15 protein-coding genes are annotated in these 17,147 nt (G+C 44.6%); all 15 read right to left on the bottom strand.

Annotated elements, in window-relative coordinates; all coding sequences use genetic code 11:
• Positions 1-7 precede the first annotated feature (7 nt).
• Genes MKY64_RS15310 through MKY64_RS15380 form a run of 15 tightly spaced genes read right to left on the bottom strand, consistent with a single transcriptional unit; the run spans position 8 to position 17,143 of the window.
• The gene (locus MKY64_RS15310) at positions 8-1,663 is read right to left on the bottom strand and encodes an FAD-dependent oxidoreductase (RefSeq protein ID WP_445671702.1); all 1,656 of its coding nucleotides are present in this window, start codon (positions 1,661-1,663) and stop codon (positions 8-10) included.
• 53 nt (positions 1,664-1,716) lie between these two features.
• Positions 1,717-2,253, bottom strand: a complete 537-nt coding sequence (locus tag MKY64_RS15315) for a hypothetical protein (protein ID WP_209878062.1) — start codon at positions 2,251-2,253, stop codon at positions 1,717-1,719.
• 29 nt (positions 2,254-2,282) lie between these two features.
• Positions 2,283-2,972 (bottom strand): 4'-phosphopantetheinyl transferase family protein, encoded by a 690-nt coding sequence (locus MKY64_RS15320; protein ID WP_340954017.1) that lies wholly within the window; start codon positions 2,970-2,972, stop codon positions 2,283-2,285.
• 40 nt (positions 2,973-3,012) lie between these two features.
• Entirely contained in the window at positions 3,013-4,161 is a 1,149-nt protein-coding gene (locus MKY64_RS15325) for an ABC transporter permease (protein WP_036724991.1), read from the bottom strand.
• Positions 4,158-5,291: an ABC transporter permease gene (locus tag MKY64_RS15330; protein WP_339255504.1), complete on the bottom strand. Its 1,134-nt coding sequence runs from the start codon at positions 5,289-5,291 to the stop codon at positions 4,158-4,160. Before MKY64_RS15330 ends, MKY64_RS15325 begins: the two co-directional genes overlap by 4 nt.
• A 29-nt stretch (positions 5,292-5,320) precedes the next feature.
• Entirely contained in the window at positions 5,321-6,244 is a 924-nt protein-coding gene (locus tag MKY64_RS15335; protein WP_036724993.1) for an ABC transporter ATP-binding protein, read from the bottom strand.
• A complete protein-coding gene (locus MKY64_RS15340) occupies positions 6,222-7,070 on the bottom strand; it encodes a thioesterase II family protein (protein ID WP_340954019.1) in 849 nt (282 codons plus the stop codon). Before MKY64_RS15340 ends, MKY64_RS15335 begins: the two co-directional genes overlap by 23 nt.
• A 20-nt stretch (positions 7,071-7,090) precedes the next feature.
• A complete protein-coding gene (locus MKY64_RS15345) occupies positions 7,091-7,591 on the bottom strand; it encodes a hypothetical protein (RefSeq protein WP_340954020.1) in 501 nt (166 codons plus the stop codon).
• Positions 7,581-8,354 carry a hypothetical protein gene (locus MKY64_RS15350; RefSeq protein WP_340954022.1) on the bottom strand — a complete coding sequence of 258 codons (774 nt, stop codon included), beginning with the start codon at positions 8,352-8,354 and terminating at the stop codon, positions 7,581-7,583. Before MKY64_RS15350 ends, MKY64_RS15345 begins: the two co-directional genes overlap by 11 nt.
• Before the next feature lie 53 nt (positions 8,355-8,407).
• Positions 8,408-11,740 carry a thioester reductase domain-containing protein gene (locus MKY64_RS15355; protein ID WP_340958086.1) on the bottom strand — a complete coding sequence of 1,111 codons (3,333 nt, stop codon included), beginning with the start codon at positions 11,738-11,740 and terminating at the stop codon, positions 8,408-8,410.
• A gap of 49 nt (positions 11,741-11,789) precedes the next feature.
• Entirely contained in the window at positions 11,790-12,896 is a 1,107-nt protein-coding gene (locus tag MKY64_RS15360) for a 2-oxo acid dehydrogenase subunit E2 (protein ID WP_340954024.1), read from the bottom strand.
• An 11-nt stretch (positions 12,897-12,907) separates the two neighbouring features.
• Positions 12,908-13,933, bottom strand: coding sequence for an alpha-ketoacid dehydrogenase subunit beta (locus MKY64_RS15365; RefSeq protein ID WP_340954025.1), 1,026 nt, complete (start codon positions 13,931-13,933; stop codon positions 12,908-12,910).
• Entirely contained in the window at positions 13,911-14,864 is a 954-nt protein-coding gene (locus MKY64_RS15370) for a thiamine pyrophosphate-dependent dehydrogenase E1 component subunit alpha (protein ID WP_340954028.1), read from the bottom strand. Before MKY64_RS15370 ends, MKY64_RS15365 begins: the two co-directional genes overlap by 23 nt.
• Positions 14,848-15,090 (bottom strand): acyl carrier protein, encoded by a 243-nt coding sequence (locus tag MKY64_RS15375; protein WP_340954030.1) that lies wholly within the window; start codon positions 15,088-15,090, stop codon positions 14,848-14,850. Before MKY64_RS15375 ends, MKY64_RS15370 begins: the two co-directional genes overlap by 17 nt.
• Positions 15,091-15,112: 22 nt before the next feature.
• Positions 15,113-17,143, bottom strand: a complete 2,031-nt coding sequence (locus MKY64_RS15380) for a condensation domain-containing protein (RefSeq protein WP_340954032.1) — start codon at positions 17,141-17,143, stop codon at positions 15,113-15,115.
• Positions 17,144-17,147: the final 4 nt, after the last annotated feature.

Here is a 17,147-nt window from a genome sequence, read left to right on the forward strand (position 1 = left end):
TCTTTTCTTAATTAAACTCAATGCAGATACTATTATTCAGAAATACTGCATTCGTAGATTTCTTGAATTGTGTATCATTCTTTTCACTATAATCGATTCTCTGATGTGCTCCCCGGCTCTCTTTTCTGGCCAATGCCGACTCGACCATTCCCCTTGCCAATAAAATATTGGCTGATAATGTTTTGTATTCATAAAAATGATGATGATACCAGGACTCTGCGGTGTCGTTGTTCATTGCCTCCAGCCTTTTTTTGGCTTCCAGCAGCTGTCTCTCTTTTCTATATATACCCATGGCGCCATACATAAGCTCTGATAATTCTTGTTTGATCTGAACATAGCCTTTTATAGAAGTATTCGCCCTCTTCTCCCAACGCTGCAGCTCCTGATTTGCTGTCTCCAGCTGCTGTTCACCTATTTTTTCTGCGGCAGCTTTATCCATTGGGCTGACCATTAGAGAGCTTTCAGCTGCAACCCATCCTCCACAAATCGCGCCTAATAACGAATTTCCGCCCAGTCTGTTGGCCCCGTGATATTGAGCGGAGCATTCTCCTGCGGCAAAAAGTCTCGCTAGATTCGTGGTGTGATCCTTATCCGTCTTGATTCCCCCCATAAAGTAATGAATCCCTGGAGCCACTGGAATGGGTTCCTTATATGGGTTAACGTTTAAGAATTTCGAACAGATGCTGACAACTTCGTCTAACTGTACATCAATTATTTCCGGGGACAGATGAGAGACATCCAAATAAACCTCCTGGCTCCCGTTAATGCCCAGCTTCATCTCATTGCACACTTTATAGATACTCTGGCTCACCACATCACGCGGCATTAAAGCCCCATATCCCGGAAACCATTCCTCCATGAAGTACCAGGGCTGCCCCTCTTTGATGACGTACAATCTTCCTCCGACGCCACGTGCAGCCTCCGTAATCAGCATACGTTTGGAAGGGGTATGTACTGTCGTAGGATGATATTGAATCATCTCCAGATTCGAAAATTCGACTCCTTGTTCAAGCAGCATTCCCGCAGCATAGCCATCATTTAATCTGGAGCCGGTAGTTTTTCCGAAAACGCCATTCGGCCCTCCGACGGCCATAATCACAGCATCGGCAACCAGGATTTGCAATTCGTTCGTGTTTTCGTGCAACAGAACAGCACCCGCACATTCCTTACCCTCTATTAATAGGGAGTGGAATCTCCAACCCGTCAGCCGCTTGATTTGGCCAGCAGCTTCATATTTCCGGCATTTAGCTATGATAGCTGTGGCAATTTGTTTACCGGTACGCGCACCGGCGTAGGCAGTACGTTTCTTTTTTTGTCCGCCGAAATTCCGTAGATCCACTCTGCCCTTCTCATCCCGGGTGAAATTCACACCGATTTCTTCAAGCCAGCGGATGATCTCCGGAGCCCTCTGTACCAGATTAGCCACGGCTTCAGGGTCATTAAGATCACTGCCTCCCCGCATAGTATCCGCAAAATGCTCATCTACCGAATCATCTTCATGCTTGGTATTCAAGGCAGCATTAATTCCGCCCATGGCCATTACAGACTGTGCTCTCTCTGAATACGCCGGTGACACCAAGGTAACAGCTGCTCCTTCTTCCACAAGCTTCAGCGCTGCCGTCATTCCGGCCAGGCCACTGCCCATTACTAGTATATTCTTCATCCGAATGCTGACACTCCTCTCTCTCCCTCAGACAACAAGGTTCACCCGGCTGTCTATGCTGCCCAGAACATAATTTGGGAACCCATATACATCACCAGCACCAAGGCTAAGAAGACATAGGTCCCTCTGATGAAGAGCGGGTAATTCTCCCGTTTTTTAATGACTCCCATGGATATAAAGAGCTTGGGCACGCTGATGGCCATATGCAGACCTACAGTTAAGAGAAACAAAAACTCTGCTGAAACATAAATAATATTAAACACAGTCCCGTCTATCCTTTTACTTAATTCAATCACCAGGATATGCACCAATAAAAATATCCCTGTGAAAATACCTGTTGCGGACTGGATTACAGTGCCCATATTGAGCTGCGGATATTGCTTGGCTTGTTTATCCCTTTGGCGATTTTTCACCATCAGGAAGATAGCGGAAAGCATATGGACGGACATGACAATGGACAGAATGCCGCCAATGGTCATATGAATATATCCATACGGCATGATTCCTGCGTAATAGATACAGGCCACTATAAGATGTATCAAAAAAAACAAAGTGCTTAATGCTCCGGAAATCGCAACTATTTTCTTCATGCCAGGAACTCCTTACCAGATTTTATCCATTAACTTTCACTCTTAATGTAGGCTACAAGGTCATGAAGTGATATTTTTTCCATATGGATATGATCAGGTGTGCTTATGCAAACGGCAAGCCTGTAATTATCCTGTAGCAAGTAACGGTGAAAATAAACTGTATGGTCTTCTTGGGAGCAGAGCTGTACGGATTCTCCATTAATCATGAAATAAAATGAGTTCAGCGGCTTACTCAGCCCGACTCCCAAAAACTTAATATAACTTTCTTTTAACGTCCAAAAATCATACAGCGAATGAGCCTGCTCTCTTATTTCCCGAGAAATGATATCCTCATATTCTTTGACATGGAAGAAGCGTGTAGCAATATCCAGGTCAATGTCCCGAATTTCTTCAATATCTATTCCAATATCCTCAGTATCCAATCCGCAGACTACATACTTTCCAGAATGAGATATATTGTAAAATATCTCATTCTGATCCTTTACATAAGGTTTTCCGTATGAATTTTTGTCAAATTCAATGTCTGGCATCGCAGCTCCAGTTTTCTTTGTGATCATGAATCTGGCCAGCACTTCCCCGTACAAGGTTCTTTTTCGATCTGCCTCAAATCTGAATTTGTGTATGGCTTCCCTTTTGTCTGAGGCACATATGCCCAGTAACGTCTGATAATCTTCAGCACGTATGGGGTCTTCGATATTCATATAATAGAGTTCTGCCATAGTTATATTCCTATCCTTGTCTAGTTGAATTAGTTGCCACTTAGGAAAGACTTCTGAATTTCTTTTCCCGCTTGCTGGTTATGATTACCGACACGGCTAGAATCACCGCTGCCATTCCGCCAAGTAAAAACGCGTTTCCAGCTATATCTCCCAAGGTTAATCCTTGCTGTAAATCCAGAATACTTCCCATAGCCCATCTTGCCGGTGAAATATAGGAAATGGCATTGATTAATTTAGGAAACAGCTCCACCTGAATAAAGCAGCCGCCCAGGATAACAATCAGCAGGTTCGCAAAATTGGAAATCATTGAAGCCGCATCCGCCTCTTCCGTAATGGAAACATAGAATGTCCCCAAGGAGACCGCCACCAACGCCGTCAGGAAGAGAATCAGAAACAGCACACCAGGCTCCACGCCAATGGAGGTATTCGTGAAATATTCCATGCTCAGGACTGCGGCCAGGATTTGAAAGGCGACGATGACCAGATTGCAGAGTACATTAGACAGATAATACATCCATACTTTGGCCGGAGAGAGGAAGATCCTGGCGTAAATATTGCGCTCCCTATCCGTATTGATTACATTCGCTATAGCTGATGAATTGAAGAAAATGAACAGGATCAAAAATCCGACAAAGATATTGGAATTGTTGTATTCCGTATACAAATCGTTAAGAGAGGTTTTCTCCACAAACTCAGAGCTGGCGATATAATTGCCTACCGCATTCTCGAATACAGCAGCATCCCCCCCAGAAATCTTGCCCAAGTTACGTAAATTCAACAAATGATTCTTGAGGATGGCCTGTAGCAGGGTATAGACGTTCTGCTCTTCATTTCCTTTCACTACTAGCTTCTCGATCGAATTATTTAACAATCCATTCTGGAATCCGCTGCGGATGACCAAAGCCGCATTGATTTTATTACTTTGAAAATTAGCCTCCACTTCATTCTCATCCATATAGAAGACCTTAATGCCCTCAAGACCGCCGACAATTTGGGTTACGGCTTCTGAGGCCCGGCTATGATCCCCATCCGCAATGCCTACGTTAACAAAGGTTGTGGAATAGCTGACCAGCTTACTGGCAATAATCAGGACGATGATCGGAGTAATGGTCATTAACAGAAAAGAAATCGGTTTATGCATTATCGAAATTCTTAAGTTATTTTTTATTAATGCATAAAATGTTCTCATGCTCTTAATTCCTCCTTCTTTTCTTTAGCAACCACAATAAAGAGACAGATGAATATTAAAAGGATAAATATGGAAGAGCTTACCCAGATAACTTGACTATCCTGCGCGTAGACACTTTTGAAAATGCCGACATTCACCCATCTTAACGGGGAGACCAGCAGGATCTTGCCGAAAACACCGCCCATATCATAAGGGAAGGGGGTATACGATCCCCCAAGAAAGGAGAAAATCGGCAGGATAATCACAGACAGAATCACATCCACTTTGCCGCGGGCTTTTAATAACTGGGCCAATAACATGCCTAGCGCCACATTGAATATGGCAAATAAAACGATATACAAGTACATGAGCACAGAATAATTGCCCCAGTTTACTCCCAAGTATGTGATAGAAAAGATAAAGGCTGGAATGAACACCGCTAAGGCAAAAATGGAATACGCAGCCAACGAAGCGAAATAATACTTTACCCTGCTAAGTCCTGTAAGTAAAATTCTCTCTTTGATTTTGGTTCTTTTATCCGTAAACAGATCCCCAATGGGAATCAGCATCATATACATCACCATAAGCGTTAATTCCACCACTCCATAATAATCATAGGAGCTCATGGCACTTTTGGAGGGAATCAGCTCTACAGGCACTTCATACGTGGCATTATCCGCGCCAATCAGTTCAATCGCTTTTTCCCCGTCTATTTTATAGGCTTCCTTAACCGTCTGAATGCTGCTGGCCACACTGCGGAATAAGGCTACCACTCTCGCTGTATTTAACGGCTCCGATTCATTTCCGTAGACCAGGATCTTCTCCTTATCCAGGTGCACGAATACTTTTTTGTTCACCCGTGCCTCTTTTTTGCCTTCTTTCTCTGAGTCGGTGTAGCCCATTTTGATCCCGTAATCTTTTTCGATGGATACAGAAGCTGTGGTTAAGGCATCAATAACCTCGGCTGCCATTCCTTCCGATTGATTGAGCAACGCAACGTCAACCTTGGTCAGATTTGATTTATCGGAGAAAGCACTCGTTAGAATCGAACCGATCAGAATCATTAAAAAGATAGGGAATATCATCAAGAATAATAACCACTTTGGATTTCTGATTTGATTTTTAATGATTTTCTTTATGATCTGAAACATATGATCTTCCTTTCCTCTAGACTCTATGGTCAGTCGCGTAATTTGCGCCCTGTCAATGTCAGGAATACGGTTTCCAACGTAACATCTGTGGTGCCGATACTTCTGATTTTCACATTTTTGCTGTTTACGTATGCAATAATTGCATTCAAATTATCATTTTCTTTTAACGACTCCACCTGGATCAGGTTGTCATTGATTTCCACATTAACCACGCCATCAATATGGGAGATTGCTTCCTTATCCAGTTCAAGAGCATCATCAACGGTTAACTGCAGAGATTTCTTATCACTGATCAGATCTGTTAATTCTTTCTTTGTACCCGAAGCAATGACCTGGCCTTTGTCAATAATGGCTATGCGATTACAGATCGCTTCAACTTCCTCCATATAATGTGTTGTGTAGACAATCGTCACGCCTTTCTCATTTAACCGCTGGACAGACTTCAGGATGTGGTTTCTGGACTGCGGATCAATCCCGACCGTTGGCTCATCCATAATAAGAATCTGCGGTTGATGGACCAAAGCAGTAGCAATATTCAATCGTCTTAACATCCCGCCCGAGAATGTCTTCGCTTTTTTACGTTTGACATCGGACAGGCCGGTGAATTCCAAGGCTTCATCAATTCCATTCTCCAATTCTTTCCCCTTCAGTCCATACAGCTCACCGAAGAACTTAACGTTCTCATACGCAGTGAAATTATCATACAGGGCAATGTTTTGCGGGACAAAGCCAAGCTTTCTTTTCTCATCCTCCACCTTATTTCCGAATAGCCTGATGTTCCCCGATGTCGCATGCAGCAGGCCGCATACCAGATTAATCGTGGTACTCTTGCCGGCTCCATTCGGGCCTAACAGACCAAATACCTCACCTTTTTCAATGGACAGATTGAGTCCGTTTACTGCTGTATAGTCACCAAACTTTTTGACCAAATTATCGATTTGAATCACATTCATCTTTCATCCTCCACTCTCTATGAGTTTGATCCGTAAGCTTATTGCCTATATCCATTAATTTATTGCGCAGATGGAACAGAAGCATATTGGGATTATCCATAAAATAAAAATGGTTCCCCTGAAAGAGGGTGAGTGCATATTTTTGGGTGGTGTATTTCTTCCATCCCTCTAGTTCTTTCTTAGTAGCAATGCTATCGCGGTTCCCGCCATAGATATCAAATGACACCGGGACAGCTTGCGCATTCTCAGGATTATACGTTTCACACATTTTCATATCTTTTCTAAAGGTAGGCAGGATTAACTCCAGAAACTCTCTGTTTTCACTGAAAGCGTCCGGGATTCCGCCAAGACCGATGATTGTATCCATAAATTCAGCATTGCTCTTCAGATATAATTTGTCATTTCCGTCTTCGGTCAGACTCTCCGTGAACTTGTTCATATAGTTGGGTGCTTTCATGCTTGATATAATTACATATTCCGGTAAGTTAAGCCCCTGCTTATATATTTTTTGCGTCAGCTCATAGGAGACCAGCCCTCCCATGCTATGCCCGAACAACACGTAGGGCACATCCGTGTACTCTTTCATTTCCTGGAGCAATAGATCTGTAAGTATATCCACATTATCAATGGCCGGTTCCGTTATTCTGGCCCCTCTGCCCGGCAGCCTGACCAAGCAGGTCTCCACATCTCGCGGCATCTGCTCTTCCCAGTGCAGGAAGGTTGACACATCCCCGCCCGCAGGAGGGAACAAAAACAAGCGTAATCTGATTTCGGACTTTTCGGCGTTTCTTTTGAAAAAAAACCATGGTTTAACCTCTTGTTTCATGTTACCCTCCACTATTCTCATTAAGCTGCAAAATTCAGATAGGTGTTAAGGGTATGGAATACCCCAAAGGTAATGGCGATCCCCACTCCCAAATGATCCCCCAGCCATTTCTCTGCTAAAGCGAAATACACGGACGGGAAGACGGACATCCCCATGAATACGAAAAAAGTCCCGCTGATCAAGGTATAGTCCATCCCGCCCGCAAAATAACGAATCCATAAAGCGTAATAGAGCAGTAAAAATACGGCCATTCCAACCACATACCTGCTTTGCAATGACGGGGAGCTTTTATTTACGCGGAAAATTAATACAAGCATAAGTAACACTTGGCTAACACGTTCAATATAACTAATCATTTCAACCTTGTTGTTAAAGGCCGCCCCGGTTCCGGCAGTTCCGTTTATCGCAAATGCGTAAAATAGCAGATTAGGAAGCAATACCAACAAAAGAATAATAAGGCCCTTGAGAGAAAAGCCGAGCCTGTTTTTAGTTAGGACGGGTTGCATGCGTTTATGCCGCACTCTTTTTTTGCTCCAGCAAGGCAGTCATGCTTTTTTCGAACTGCGCTTGATTCTTTCGCATATCAAAGAACATCCAGATGTGATACACAGCCCCCATAATACCGCCGAGGAGAGCCGTAATCTGCATCACCGTCATCTGACCGCCATCGAAATAAATGATTGTGTCTGTCATGGCAAAAACCATGGTGATGATCAAATCCAGTCCGACGATAATGCCCAAGATGTTGAGCTTGGAGGAGAAAACCTGATTTCTTTTGGCCAACAGCGAAGTTACCAGATACCATAATCCAAAGCCGCCAAACATCCAGATAAAGTCAGGGTCGAGCGGGAAAGCTGCTACTTCCAAGGCTACCCGGTACATTTCATTGCCTGTGGAATACAAAGTCATAACCTTCATAATAAAAATTTCTCTCATCCACTCCAAGGACAGCAAGCCGGCGCCGCCATAACCAACAATGGTTACCCATTTGTAAAAGCCTTCCCATTCATAGCTTTTGGATCTCAATGTTGAAACTGCTGCCGATATCCAGTAGATGGACAAGAAGCCGATCGCTACGAAGATATATCTCCATAAATGCGGAATAAACGGATGGGCGGCAATTTGCTCATAGAATTCCGTTCCTCTGTATTTCTCCGCCGGATCAATAGGCATCAGAATACCTATTCCCACGTAGAGCAAGCCTATGAGGAGAGAGACCCACATCCCGCTAGTGTACAGGCTCATTTTTTTTGCTGTCATTACATCCAATCTTTCCTTCATCATTGTTCCTCCTATAAAATCATATAATGTAAACTTTTCAGATCATCCACTTGCCCTCAGGGTGTTAACTCAAAATACTTTGTCTTCACAAAGTAATCCAAATACCGGTTGAACACCTCCTCTCCTACCTCTGGGCAAGTGATGGTGGTTTCACTCAAGCCTTTGGTAACATTGGTAGTGTCATACGTAATTTCCACATCCCATTCACCCATATCTTCCGGAATGAACGGCAGCATAGCCTCGGTGGTATTCAGGTTAGGATTCTCGGCAACTCTGTCCACCAATTCATCCTTCCACTGCTCATAGGGCATTTTTTCAACTTTGAACCCGTACGAATTCATCCAGGTATACACTTGGTTTAGTGTGTTCATTTTACTGGCGACAATATGGAAGTTTTTGTTGCTTGATCCCGCTTGGATGGACAATGCTACAATAGATTTGCTGACATAATCCACTGGAATAAATTCTATATTCACATTCTCCTCGAACAATACCCCTGCCTCTACACAGCTTTTGATCATAAGCCACATGATATCTCTGGTTTGACATGCCCCTGTGGTACTGGAGCCGGATATTCTGCCGACGCGGTAGATACTTAACGGAATGCCTCTCTCTTTGGCCAGAGCCATTATTCTCTCGCCAACCCACTTGCTTTGCTGATATCCCAGTACAAGCACCTCATGATCGGACGGAATGGTATCCTCGTATGCGATATAGCCGTTTTCGTGTGAGAGCGTAGAGAATACATAGTGAGTTGACACGTAATGTACCTGCTTTAACTTATGAGTGGATGCCAGACGTAAAATCTCCTGAACTCCCTGTACGTTTACATCTTTAATCTTGTTATACGGCTCCAGGAAATTAGTGATAGCGCCCGCATGATAGATGGAATCGATTCGGACTGCCAATTCGTTGAAATCCTGCAGCTGTTGTCCGAGCAAAGGTCTGGCAAGATCGCCCGTGCAGACTTCTATTCTGCTTCTGTAAGCTTCGTCCCATAAATTGTACATTTCCATATTAGCCACAACTCTGTCGTAGCCGCTCTGCACACTGTCCGCACGGACCAGCAGCACCATATGATAATCTGTCATAGCGATAAGCTCCTGCAGCAGAAATGCCCCCAGGAATCCCGTCACACCGGTCAAAAGGACGTTATGGATCCGGGTATGATCCCACGCTTGAAGCTCCTTTGCTCCGGTAATTTCCTCGTCCAGCCACACCTCATTTTTCAAGAATTCCCGGGTCTTATAGCGGAAATTACTTACGGCGGATTCATTAATATCCTGTTTATTTTGCTCGCTTTTGACCGCTTCAATATACATCGCCATTTGCTCAATGGACGAACTGTCGAAGAATATCCGCACCGGCAGCATCATATCAAAGGCATTCTTGAACTTTACAATGAGCTGGGCCGCCATGATGGAGGTTCCGCCAAGTTCGAAAAAGTTATCCAAAACTCCTACTTTGTCAACGTTAAGAATATCTGCCCACAGGCCGGCAATTTTTTGCTCCGTTTCCGTTCTCGGCTGCAGATATTCAACCTTAACGCCTGTTCTTGTTTTCATTTTCGAATCCGCAATCGCCCTCATTATTTCTTCAATAGACTTTGTATGACTAACCAGATCGTTCATTTGATCTTTTTCGGCTTCATCCAGCTTATTCCATCTGTTGAAAATGAACTGGTAGGGGTCGAAGCTGCGGTCTGCCTTGTGCGGTTTGTCTGGCATATCCGGTTCTTGGTCTGCTTTGTTAGGGTGGAGTGCTTCATTCGCATAATCCTCGAGCTTTTCACAAGAAATTGTCAGGGCTTCACCTGTGTGAACACGCTTCAAGTCGGTGCGGGTAATCCTGGCCAGAAATTGAGCCGCACTCTCATTCCTGCCGCTGGATTGATAGTGGAACACTATAGAGTCACACTGGTGTTCTCTAATTCTATTGGCTAATTCCTTCATTAAATGATATTCAACATTTTTACCGAGCACCCGGCAATTTAAGAGCAGAGCGTCAACCTTGAAGCTCTTCTTATCAACTGTCCCAATGATGGTACCGGCCATGCCGTAATCTCCAAATCTGTCTTGTACCTTTACGGAATAAATCAATTGATTATCCCCGTTAAGCGCTCCGATGATTTCCTCCTGTGTCCATAGTAATCCTGTCAGGTTGAAATCTTTGGTATTATGGAGGATATGCTCGATCTGTTCGGCCTGCTGCTCATTGATTTCCCGTAGAGTGACTTCCAGCTGGATGGATTGAAGGAATTCCTCCAGACTGTATTCCTCTGTGCTGTCTGCCAAGACATCTTCGCCATTGCTGTAACGGGAAGCTTCAGCGGATATATAATCCAGAATCCCCGAGGCCTCTACGCTCTGCATCCAAAGTGTAGAATCCTCCGGCAGCAGCAGCTGGCGTATTCCGTTTAGGTACAGCTCTTTCGTATCCAGTACAATGAATTGATCCAGTGAAACGCCATGTTCTCTATGTATTTGCAGGATTGCTTCTGTTATCGTTTCACACACACAGCTCATATACTTACATTCTTGCTTGGTGAGGATGAGATCTTCCCTGTCCAATATGGCATTCAATTGTTCTGGAGCGGATCTTGAACACAGCATGATTTCATTGCCCCAGCTTACAAGTTCCTGCAGATAGCGCTGAAATAAAAGGTAGGAATCATCCGTAACCACTCTTTGCTCATCCAATTCATGAAGAACTGCGTCTCCTGCTTGTTCCTCTTGCTCACACAATAGGACATCCGCATCAAAGACAAGGATATTGCGCTTATTGCTCAGATCCAGCTTGATGATTCGGCTAATCTGTCTTGCAGCCTCTTTGTAGATGCTATTCACATAAGGAGCTTTGGCAAAAGCATACATGCCCATGTGATAGCTCTGATCTGCGCCGTATCTGCGGATCAGTTCTTCCCCGTCTGCCAGGTATATGCCTTCAACGAATCTAAGCTTATCCATCATAAACTTTCGCAGCATCATGGACGTTTCCATTGCACCGTACACAATTTGCAGGTCACCGACTCCCAGCGGTCTGTTCTCATAGACAGGGGGGAGCATAAAAATCAGCTTGCAGCGGAGTGCCGCCTTGGCCTGCAGAACCGCTTCGATCAACATCGACAGATCAGCCTTGCATGAATTAAAGCTCTCTTTCCGATAGAAATCTTTCCGGCCTATAATATCTTCCAACCGGGTCCAGATGACTAAATAATCCGGTTTCTTCTGAAATAATAAGCTGTCCGGGTCCATGCACTGGGATATGATCTGATTATAAGGTCCGGTTTCAATTTTGGACTGAAGCCCGAGTTCCTTGATATCTTCTTCAAGATAGTCTTCCAGTAAATCAGCAGTGAAGCTGGACAATACATAAATATTGTGCGGCATGTCACTCACTCCATCCTCCTCCTTCACTCTCCACTTCCGGGCTCACACCTTACACATTGATCTCAAAATGTTCAATCTTGCTCTTCAGCCGCGCCAAAAATTCGACCGCATAGAATCCGTTCACTACACGATGATCGTACGCCAGGCCAAGATTGATATAGCTTCTTTCTGCCACCGTCCCTTCTTTCAGGACCAATTCCTTCATTACCGCACCCACGGAGATCATCCCGGTCTGGCCCGGCAGAATGATGGGAATGACGCTGACAACATCGGCGCTTGTATTCAGACTAATCGTTATCGTTCCGTTCATCAGATCCGCTTCGGCAAAACTGCTTCTTAAGGCTTTATATTTATATTCCATCATTATTTCTGCAGTATGCTCAATACTTCCAGCGTGTTCAGCTTTAATTACCGGAATGTAGAGACCTGTCCCCACATCTATGGTCACACCGACGTTGACTTCATCAGCAGGAATAAATGTATTTTCATCCTTCATCTTTCCGTACATTAACGGGAATTCATCCTTGATCGATACCAGCAGCACCGGTAATACTTCTCCAAACCCCACAATGACCTCAAGCTGCTCACCGATTTCCCGCATTCCGGTTAGAGCTTCATCACAATATACTTTCATTAATAAAAATGCGTTTGGAATATTCGTATGCGATTCGGCTACTGTTTTAGAGACCTGTTTTTGATTCTTACTCAAGAGAATCCGGGCCTCATCCCCATTCATTCTTTGCTTCAGCAGCTCCTCCAAATCACTTAATTTAATCAATTTCTTATTTAAGGATGACAGCTCCTGCTGCGAAAATTGGTGCAATGCGGCAAACGCTTCTGCCTGATTGGAGAGTTTGTAATTGGCCGTGCTTTCTGCTGCGGCACTGCCCACGGATAATTCCTTGTATGTATTCATTTCTTGGAGGGTCTCAAAAATAAAGGCAATAACCTCGCCGGTCTTCACATCGGTTTGTTCTTTAGCCGCAGGATAAAAATAGCCGTCTGCTTCACATTCGACATCAATAGCTGCCTTGGAGGTCTCCAGGGTGGTAATCAGATCGCCGGAATGAATGAATTCGCCTTCACCGCAATAATAGTTCTGGATCAAGCAGCTGTTATCATTCGCATTTAACTGTGGAACAACAATTTGTCTCATACCCGCCTCCGTTACCCTTCTTTAGCGATTTTCATCAGCTTCAGTACACTTTCATAAATGTCCTGTTCCCCTACCAGTACCTGGCTTTCATAATGCTTGGATGCGGGAATAATGCTGTCAGAAGAACTCAAGAGCTCAATGGCTCCATCCTTCTGCTTATTGAGATATGGATATAATTTGACCGCTATTCCTTCGCCCCAGGTATGCCCGCTGGTCCCCTCTTCCACAATGAGAATCTTGCCGGCTGTAACCGCATCTTCAATAATGGCCTCGATTCCGCAGGGATACAGCTTGGAAGGTACCGCTACCTTAACTTCAATTTCATCCGCCATAATCAGCTTTTCAGCCACTTTCATGCACATGGAAGCCAAGCCTCCGGGGCAAAGAATAAGAACATCCGGTACACTGTTTTCTTCTATACTGGCGACTGCCCAGTTCTCATGGTCACCTTTAAAGGAATAGTTGAAGAGTTCATCGATTACGCCATTTTCATACCTGTACTGGGAATATATTATTTTTTCTTCAAAAAAAATACAAGGATTTTTCTCACTCAACATCCGGTTAAACACATAATAATTATCATGAAAAGGAGACAGCTCATACACGCTTAGATTAGGGATGCCCATGAAGTATTTTTGCATGCTTTGGCTGTGTGTGGGTCCGTACCCCCTGTAACCGCCATTCGCACATCGGACAATCATGCTGAGATCCAGCTTGTCCCCGTACATGGTTACGGACTTGGACGCAAAATTGAGCAGAGGGTCAAATGCCAGTGTAGTGAAATCCGAAAACATCATATCCACGATCGGTTTGTGGCCCATGATTGCCATTCCGCTTGCCATGTTGACAAATCCCTCTTCACTTATCGGCGTGCCAATCACTCTGTCCGGAAAATCATCAGATAATCCCTTGTTGATTTTGAAGGCACCCCCATAAGGCTCACGTACATCTTCCCCGATTACAACGACTGCCTCGTCCTCACACATCAGTTGATGAATGGCATGTCTCAAATTCTCATTTATTTTTTCTTTTTTCATAGTCCGCCCATTCGGCTCCCTCTCTGTGTATGACAAGCTCCTGCAGCGTTTGCATTTGATTCCGGACAGCTTCTTCAAGCTTATCTACCCTTGCCTTATCGCTGGCTTTCATTTGGTTGTACCAGTAATTCTCCCGGACTCTTTCAAGCTCACCAGCACTTCTAGTATCATCGCCTTTACTGTGGGACGCGACCCGATCTGTTATAAATTCAATGACCAGGGGTTTGGATTCCTTGCGGACACGGTGTATAGCGTCACCAGTTTGTTCTCTTATTTCATTCACAGCTTTGCTCCGGATGCACAGATAATCAAGATCGAACCCCCGTACCCGGCCTTCTATGCTTCCCGACATGCTATAGCTTTGCTGGGTTGATATCGCTATTCCATTGTTCTCTACAACGATGACCATCGGGAGATTCCATATGCCGGCAAAGTTCAAGCTTTCGTACACACAGCCCCTGCCAAAGGTTCCGTCTCCAATATAGACAAATACCAGATTATCCTGTTGCTTGTATTTATAACTCCAGGCGATGCCTGTTCCTACCGCTATGCCTTCGGCCTGAACCCCTGTAGAAATAAACCGGTCTCTGCGGATATGCTGGCTTCCTCCGATTCCATTGCATACGGCGCCTTGTTTGCCCATGACCTCTGCCAGCAAGCCCTGGGCATCCCCATATCTGGCAATGTAATGCCCATGCCCCCGGTGATTGCTGATCACAAAGTCTTCTGCTTCAATGAACGGATTCAAGGCTACCGGGATATATTCTTGTCCCATACAGGTATGAGTGGTCCCTGTGACATGTCCGCTTGAAAAAAGCCCGAGGACCGATAGCTCATATTGACGGATCAACAGCATTCTTTCCAGATCATGATCACTAGTGCTTCCCGCCAGAAGCGCCTGCCCGGCAATGGCATTATTCAAAGATTTCATTGCTTACTCCTTTGCTCTTTAAGACCTCTATAAAGGCGGCAAGATTTTTCAGGCTTTTTACTTCTTTGAAGGTGAACTTGATCTTATAGGTATCTTCAATGGTTGTGATTAACTTGATGTGCTTCAGGCTTGTCCATTCCGGAGCATTCTGCGGTGACAAATCTTCATGAATCGTTTCTTTGTCCGGTATGACCAGAATATCTGCAACAATATCTTTTAATGTCATAACCTCTGCCTCCTCCCATCATTCAGCCAGTTGACTGCAGTGCTGTATTGAAAATACTCATGACCAGTTCTGTACCCATCGCCGTGTAATACTCTCTTAAATAAGGAACATGACCCTCTTCATCACCAAGACCGTCGTTATACTCGCTAAGCTTATATTTCACAGCGATTTCGTCTCCATGAAGTACAGATATATTCCCGTTTTTCGCACATTCCACAGCTATTTTTTGCTCCGACTGTTGAATGAGCCGCTTTGTTTCATTCACCTGATTGACTTTATCCGATGCCGGACAAAGGTATAGGATGACCTTAGACTGATGCTTGTTCACAAAGCTACTGGCATATTGGATGAACCGGTTCGTATTGTCCGTCAGCACAGCTTCAAGCCTAGCATCCTTAGCATCCATGCCTTGAATCCAGTCCTCCAAACGGAGTAACAGGATGCCGATGCCCTGACTGCTTCTGCATAACAGTCCCGTATCATCAATCAATTGCTGGAACACCTGGCTATACGGTGCGAATTGCAGCTTGTAGCTGATCTGGAACTTGTCCAGCCAGAATTCCATCGGCTCTCCTACAGGCTCGGATTCGAAGGAGGAGACGACCGTCATCACTACTTTCTTACGCGATAGAGAGGAGACGAATTCCCCGATGGTCCGGTCTGGATTCTCAGTAATCAACTGGATTAATAGTTTGAAATCCTCAATCATCTGCAGAATGGTATCCTGGGCGAACAGATCCGTATTGTACTCAAACCCTGCAGATATTCCATTCTTCAGAATGGTTGCGTACAAGGACAAATCGAATTGTGCCGTTTCTACCGATACTGGGAGTACTTCAACCTCAATTCCCGGAATACTAACACTCAGCATCGACTCCTCGGTCTGAACATACAGCACCTGGAACACTGGTGAATGCTGCATCTGACGTTCAATGTCAAGGCCCGTAACCACTTGTTCAAACGGAATCTCCGCATGATTAAAGGCTTCCATGCAATGGCCTCTAACCTGGGTGAATAACTCTGCAAAGGTCATGCTGCTGGCTATTTCACTTTGGATCACTACCGTATTAATGAATAGGCCGATTAATTTCTCCAATTCAAGCTGGTTTCTGTTGGCAACCGGTGTTCCAATACAGAGCTTATTATCCAGACTGTAGCCATGCATCAGAAGGGTTAGCGCGGACATCATCATATGGTACATCGAGCCATTCATTTGCACACATCTGTCGCTCATTGCCTTCACTGCTTCTGTTTCAATGAAAAAGTATTCCGTCCTTCCCCGATAAGTCTGTGTGCTGCCCCTTCTATAATCGTAGGGTAAATGAATGGCCTTTGGTGCATCTTTAAGCTTGCCAATCCAATACTCCAGCTGATCATCCAGTTGGCCGCCTTCAATTCTTTTACGCTGCCATTCCGAATAATCGACATATTGTACCTGCAGCAATGAACGGGTAACTTGTCCGTGAAGCCTGTCCCGATAGGCCCCGGCAATTTCATTCATGATTACACCAAAGGACCAGCCGTCACAGATAATATGATGAAGGGAAAGGGTCAATACGATTTCTTCTTCAGACAATATCAACACATAGAACCGCCATAAAGGGCCTACAGTCAAATCAAAGGGCCGTCTTGCGATTTCGCTGTTCATCTCCTTGATCTTGGCAGCTCTCAAAGAAGTGTCGGATTCTTCCAAATGAATAATATCCAGCTGGAACCTTTCATACGGTTTGATAATCTGTGACGGGATATAATCTATCGTGTTGAACACTGTCCTAAGACTTTCATGCTTCTCAACGACTGCATTGAGCACATCTTCCAGAATATCAAGTCTTATATCGCCTTTGAGCCGATAGGACTGCGGGACATTAAATACGCCACCGTTCATGAACTGCTCCATAAACCATTGTCTTTGCTGTGAAAAGGACTGGCTGAACGCATTCGAGGTTCTGGCGACCCGCTCAATATCCCTTTTTTTGCTGTCTCTGGACTTTGTAATTAGTCCTGCGAGCTGTTCCCTTGATAAGGATTTGATTTTATCCTTCTTAGTCTCCATATAA

It is taken from the genome of Paenibacillus sp. FSL R7-0210 (assembly GCF_038009085.1).
GTDB classification, from domain to species: Bacteria; Bacillota; Bacilli; order Paenibacillales; family Paenibacillaceae; genus Paenibacillus_AQ; species Paenibacillus_AQ silagei.

Excerpts from the sequence above, each read along its gene's own strand:
- MKY64_RS15310 (WP_445671702.1), bottom strand. The coding sequence starts at position 1,663 with ATGAAGAATATACTAGTAATGGGCAGTGGCCTGGCCGGAATGACGGCA.
- MKY64_RS15315 (WP_209878062.1), bottom strand. The coding sequence starts at position 2,253 with ATGAAGAAAATAGTTGCGATTTCCGGAGCATTAAGCACTTTGTTTTTT.
- MKY64_RS15320 (WP_340954017.1), bottom strand. The coding sequence starts at position 2,972 with ATGGCAGAACTCTATTATATGAATATCGAAGACCCCATACGTGCTGAA.
- MKY64_RS15325 (WP_036724991.1), bottom strand. The coding sequence starts at position 4,161 with ATGAGAACATTTTATGCATTAATAAAAAATAACTTAAGAATTTCGATA.
- MKY64_RS15330 (WP_339255504.1), bottom strand. The coding sequence starts at position 5,291 with ATGTTTCAGATCATAAAGAAAATCATTAAAAATCAAATCAGAAATCCA.
- MKY64_RS15335 (WP_036724993.1), bottom strand. The coding sequence starts at position 6,244 with ATGAATGTGATTCAAATCGATAATTTGGTCAAAAAGTTTGGTGACTAT.
- MKY64_RS15340 (WP_340954019.1), bottom strand. The coding sequence starts at position 7,070 with ATGAAACAAGAGGTTAAACCATGGTTTTTTTTCAAAAGAAACGCCGAA.
- MKY64_RS15350 (WP_340954022.1), bottom strand. The coding sequence starts at position 8,354 with ATGATGAAGGAAAGATTGGATGTAATGACAGCAAAAAAAATGAGCCTG.
- MKY64_RS15355 (WP_340958086.1), bottom strand. The coding sequence starts at position 11,740 with ATGCCGCACAATATTTATGTATTGTCCAGCTTCACTGCTGATTTACTG.
- MKY64_RS15360 (WP_340954024.1), bottom strand. The coding sequence starts at position 12,896 with ATGAGACAAATTGTTGTTCCACAGTTAAATGCGAATGATAACAGCTGC.
- MKY64_RS15365 (WP_340954025.1), bottom strand. The coding sequence starts at position 13,933 with ATGAAAAAAGAAAAAATAAATGAGAATTTGAGACATGCCATTCATCAA.
- MKY64_RS15370 (WP_340954028.1), bottom strand. The coding sequence starts at position 14,864 with ATGAAATCTTTGAATAATGCCATTGCCGGGCAGGCGCTTCTGGCGGGA.
- MKY64_RS15375 (WP_340954030.1), bottom strand. The coding sequence starts at position 15,090 with ATGACATTAAAAGATATTGTTGCAGATATTCTGGTCATACCGGACAAA.
- MKY64_RS15380 (WP_340954032.1), bottom strand. The coding sequence starts at position 17,143 with ATGGAGACTAAGAAGGATAAAATCAAATCCTTATCAAGGGAACAGCTC.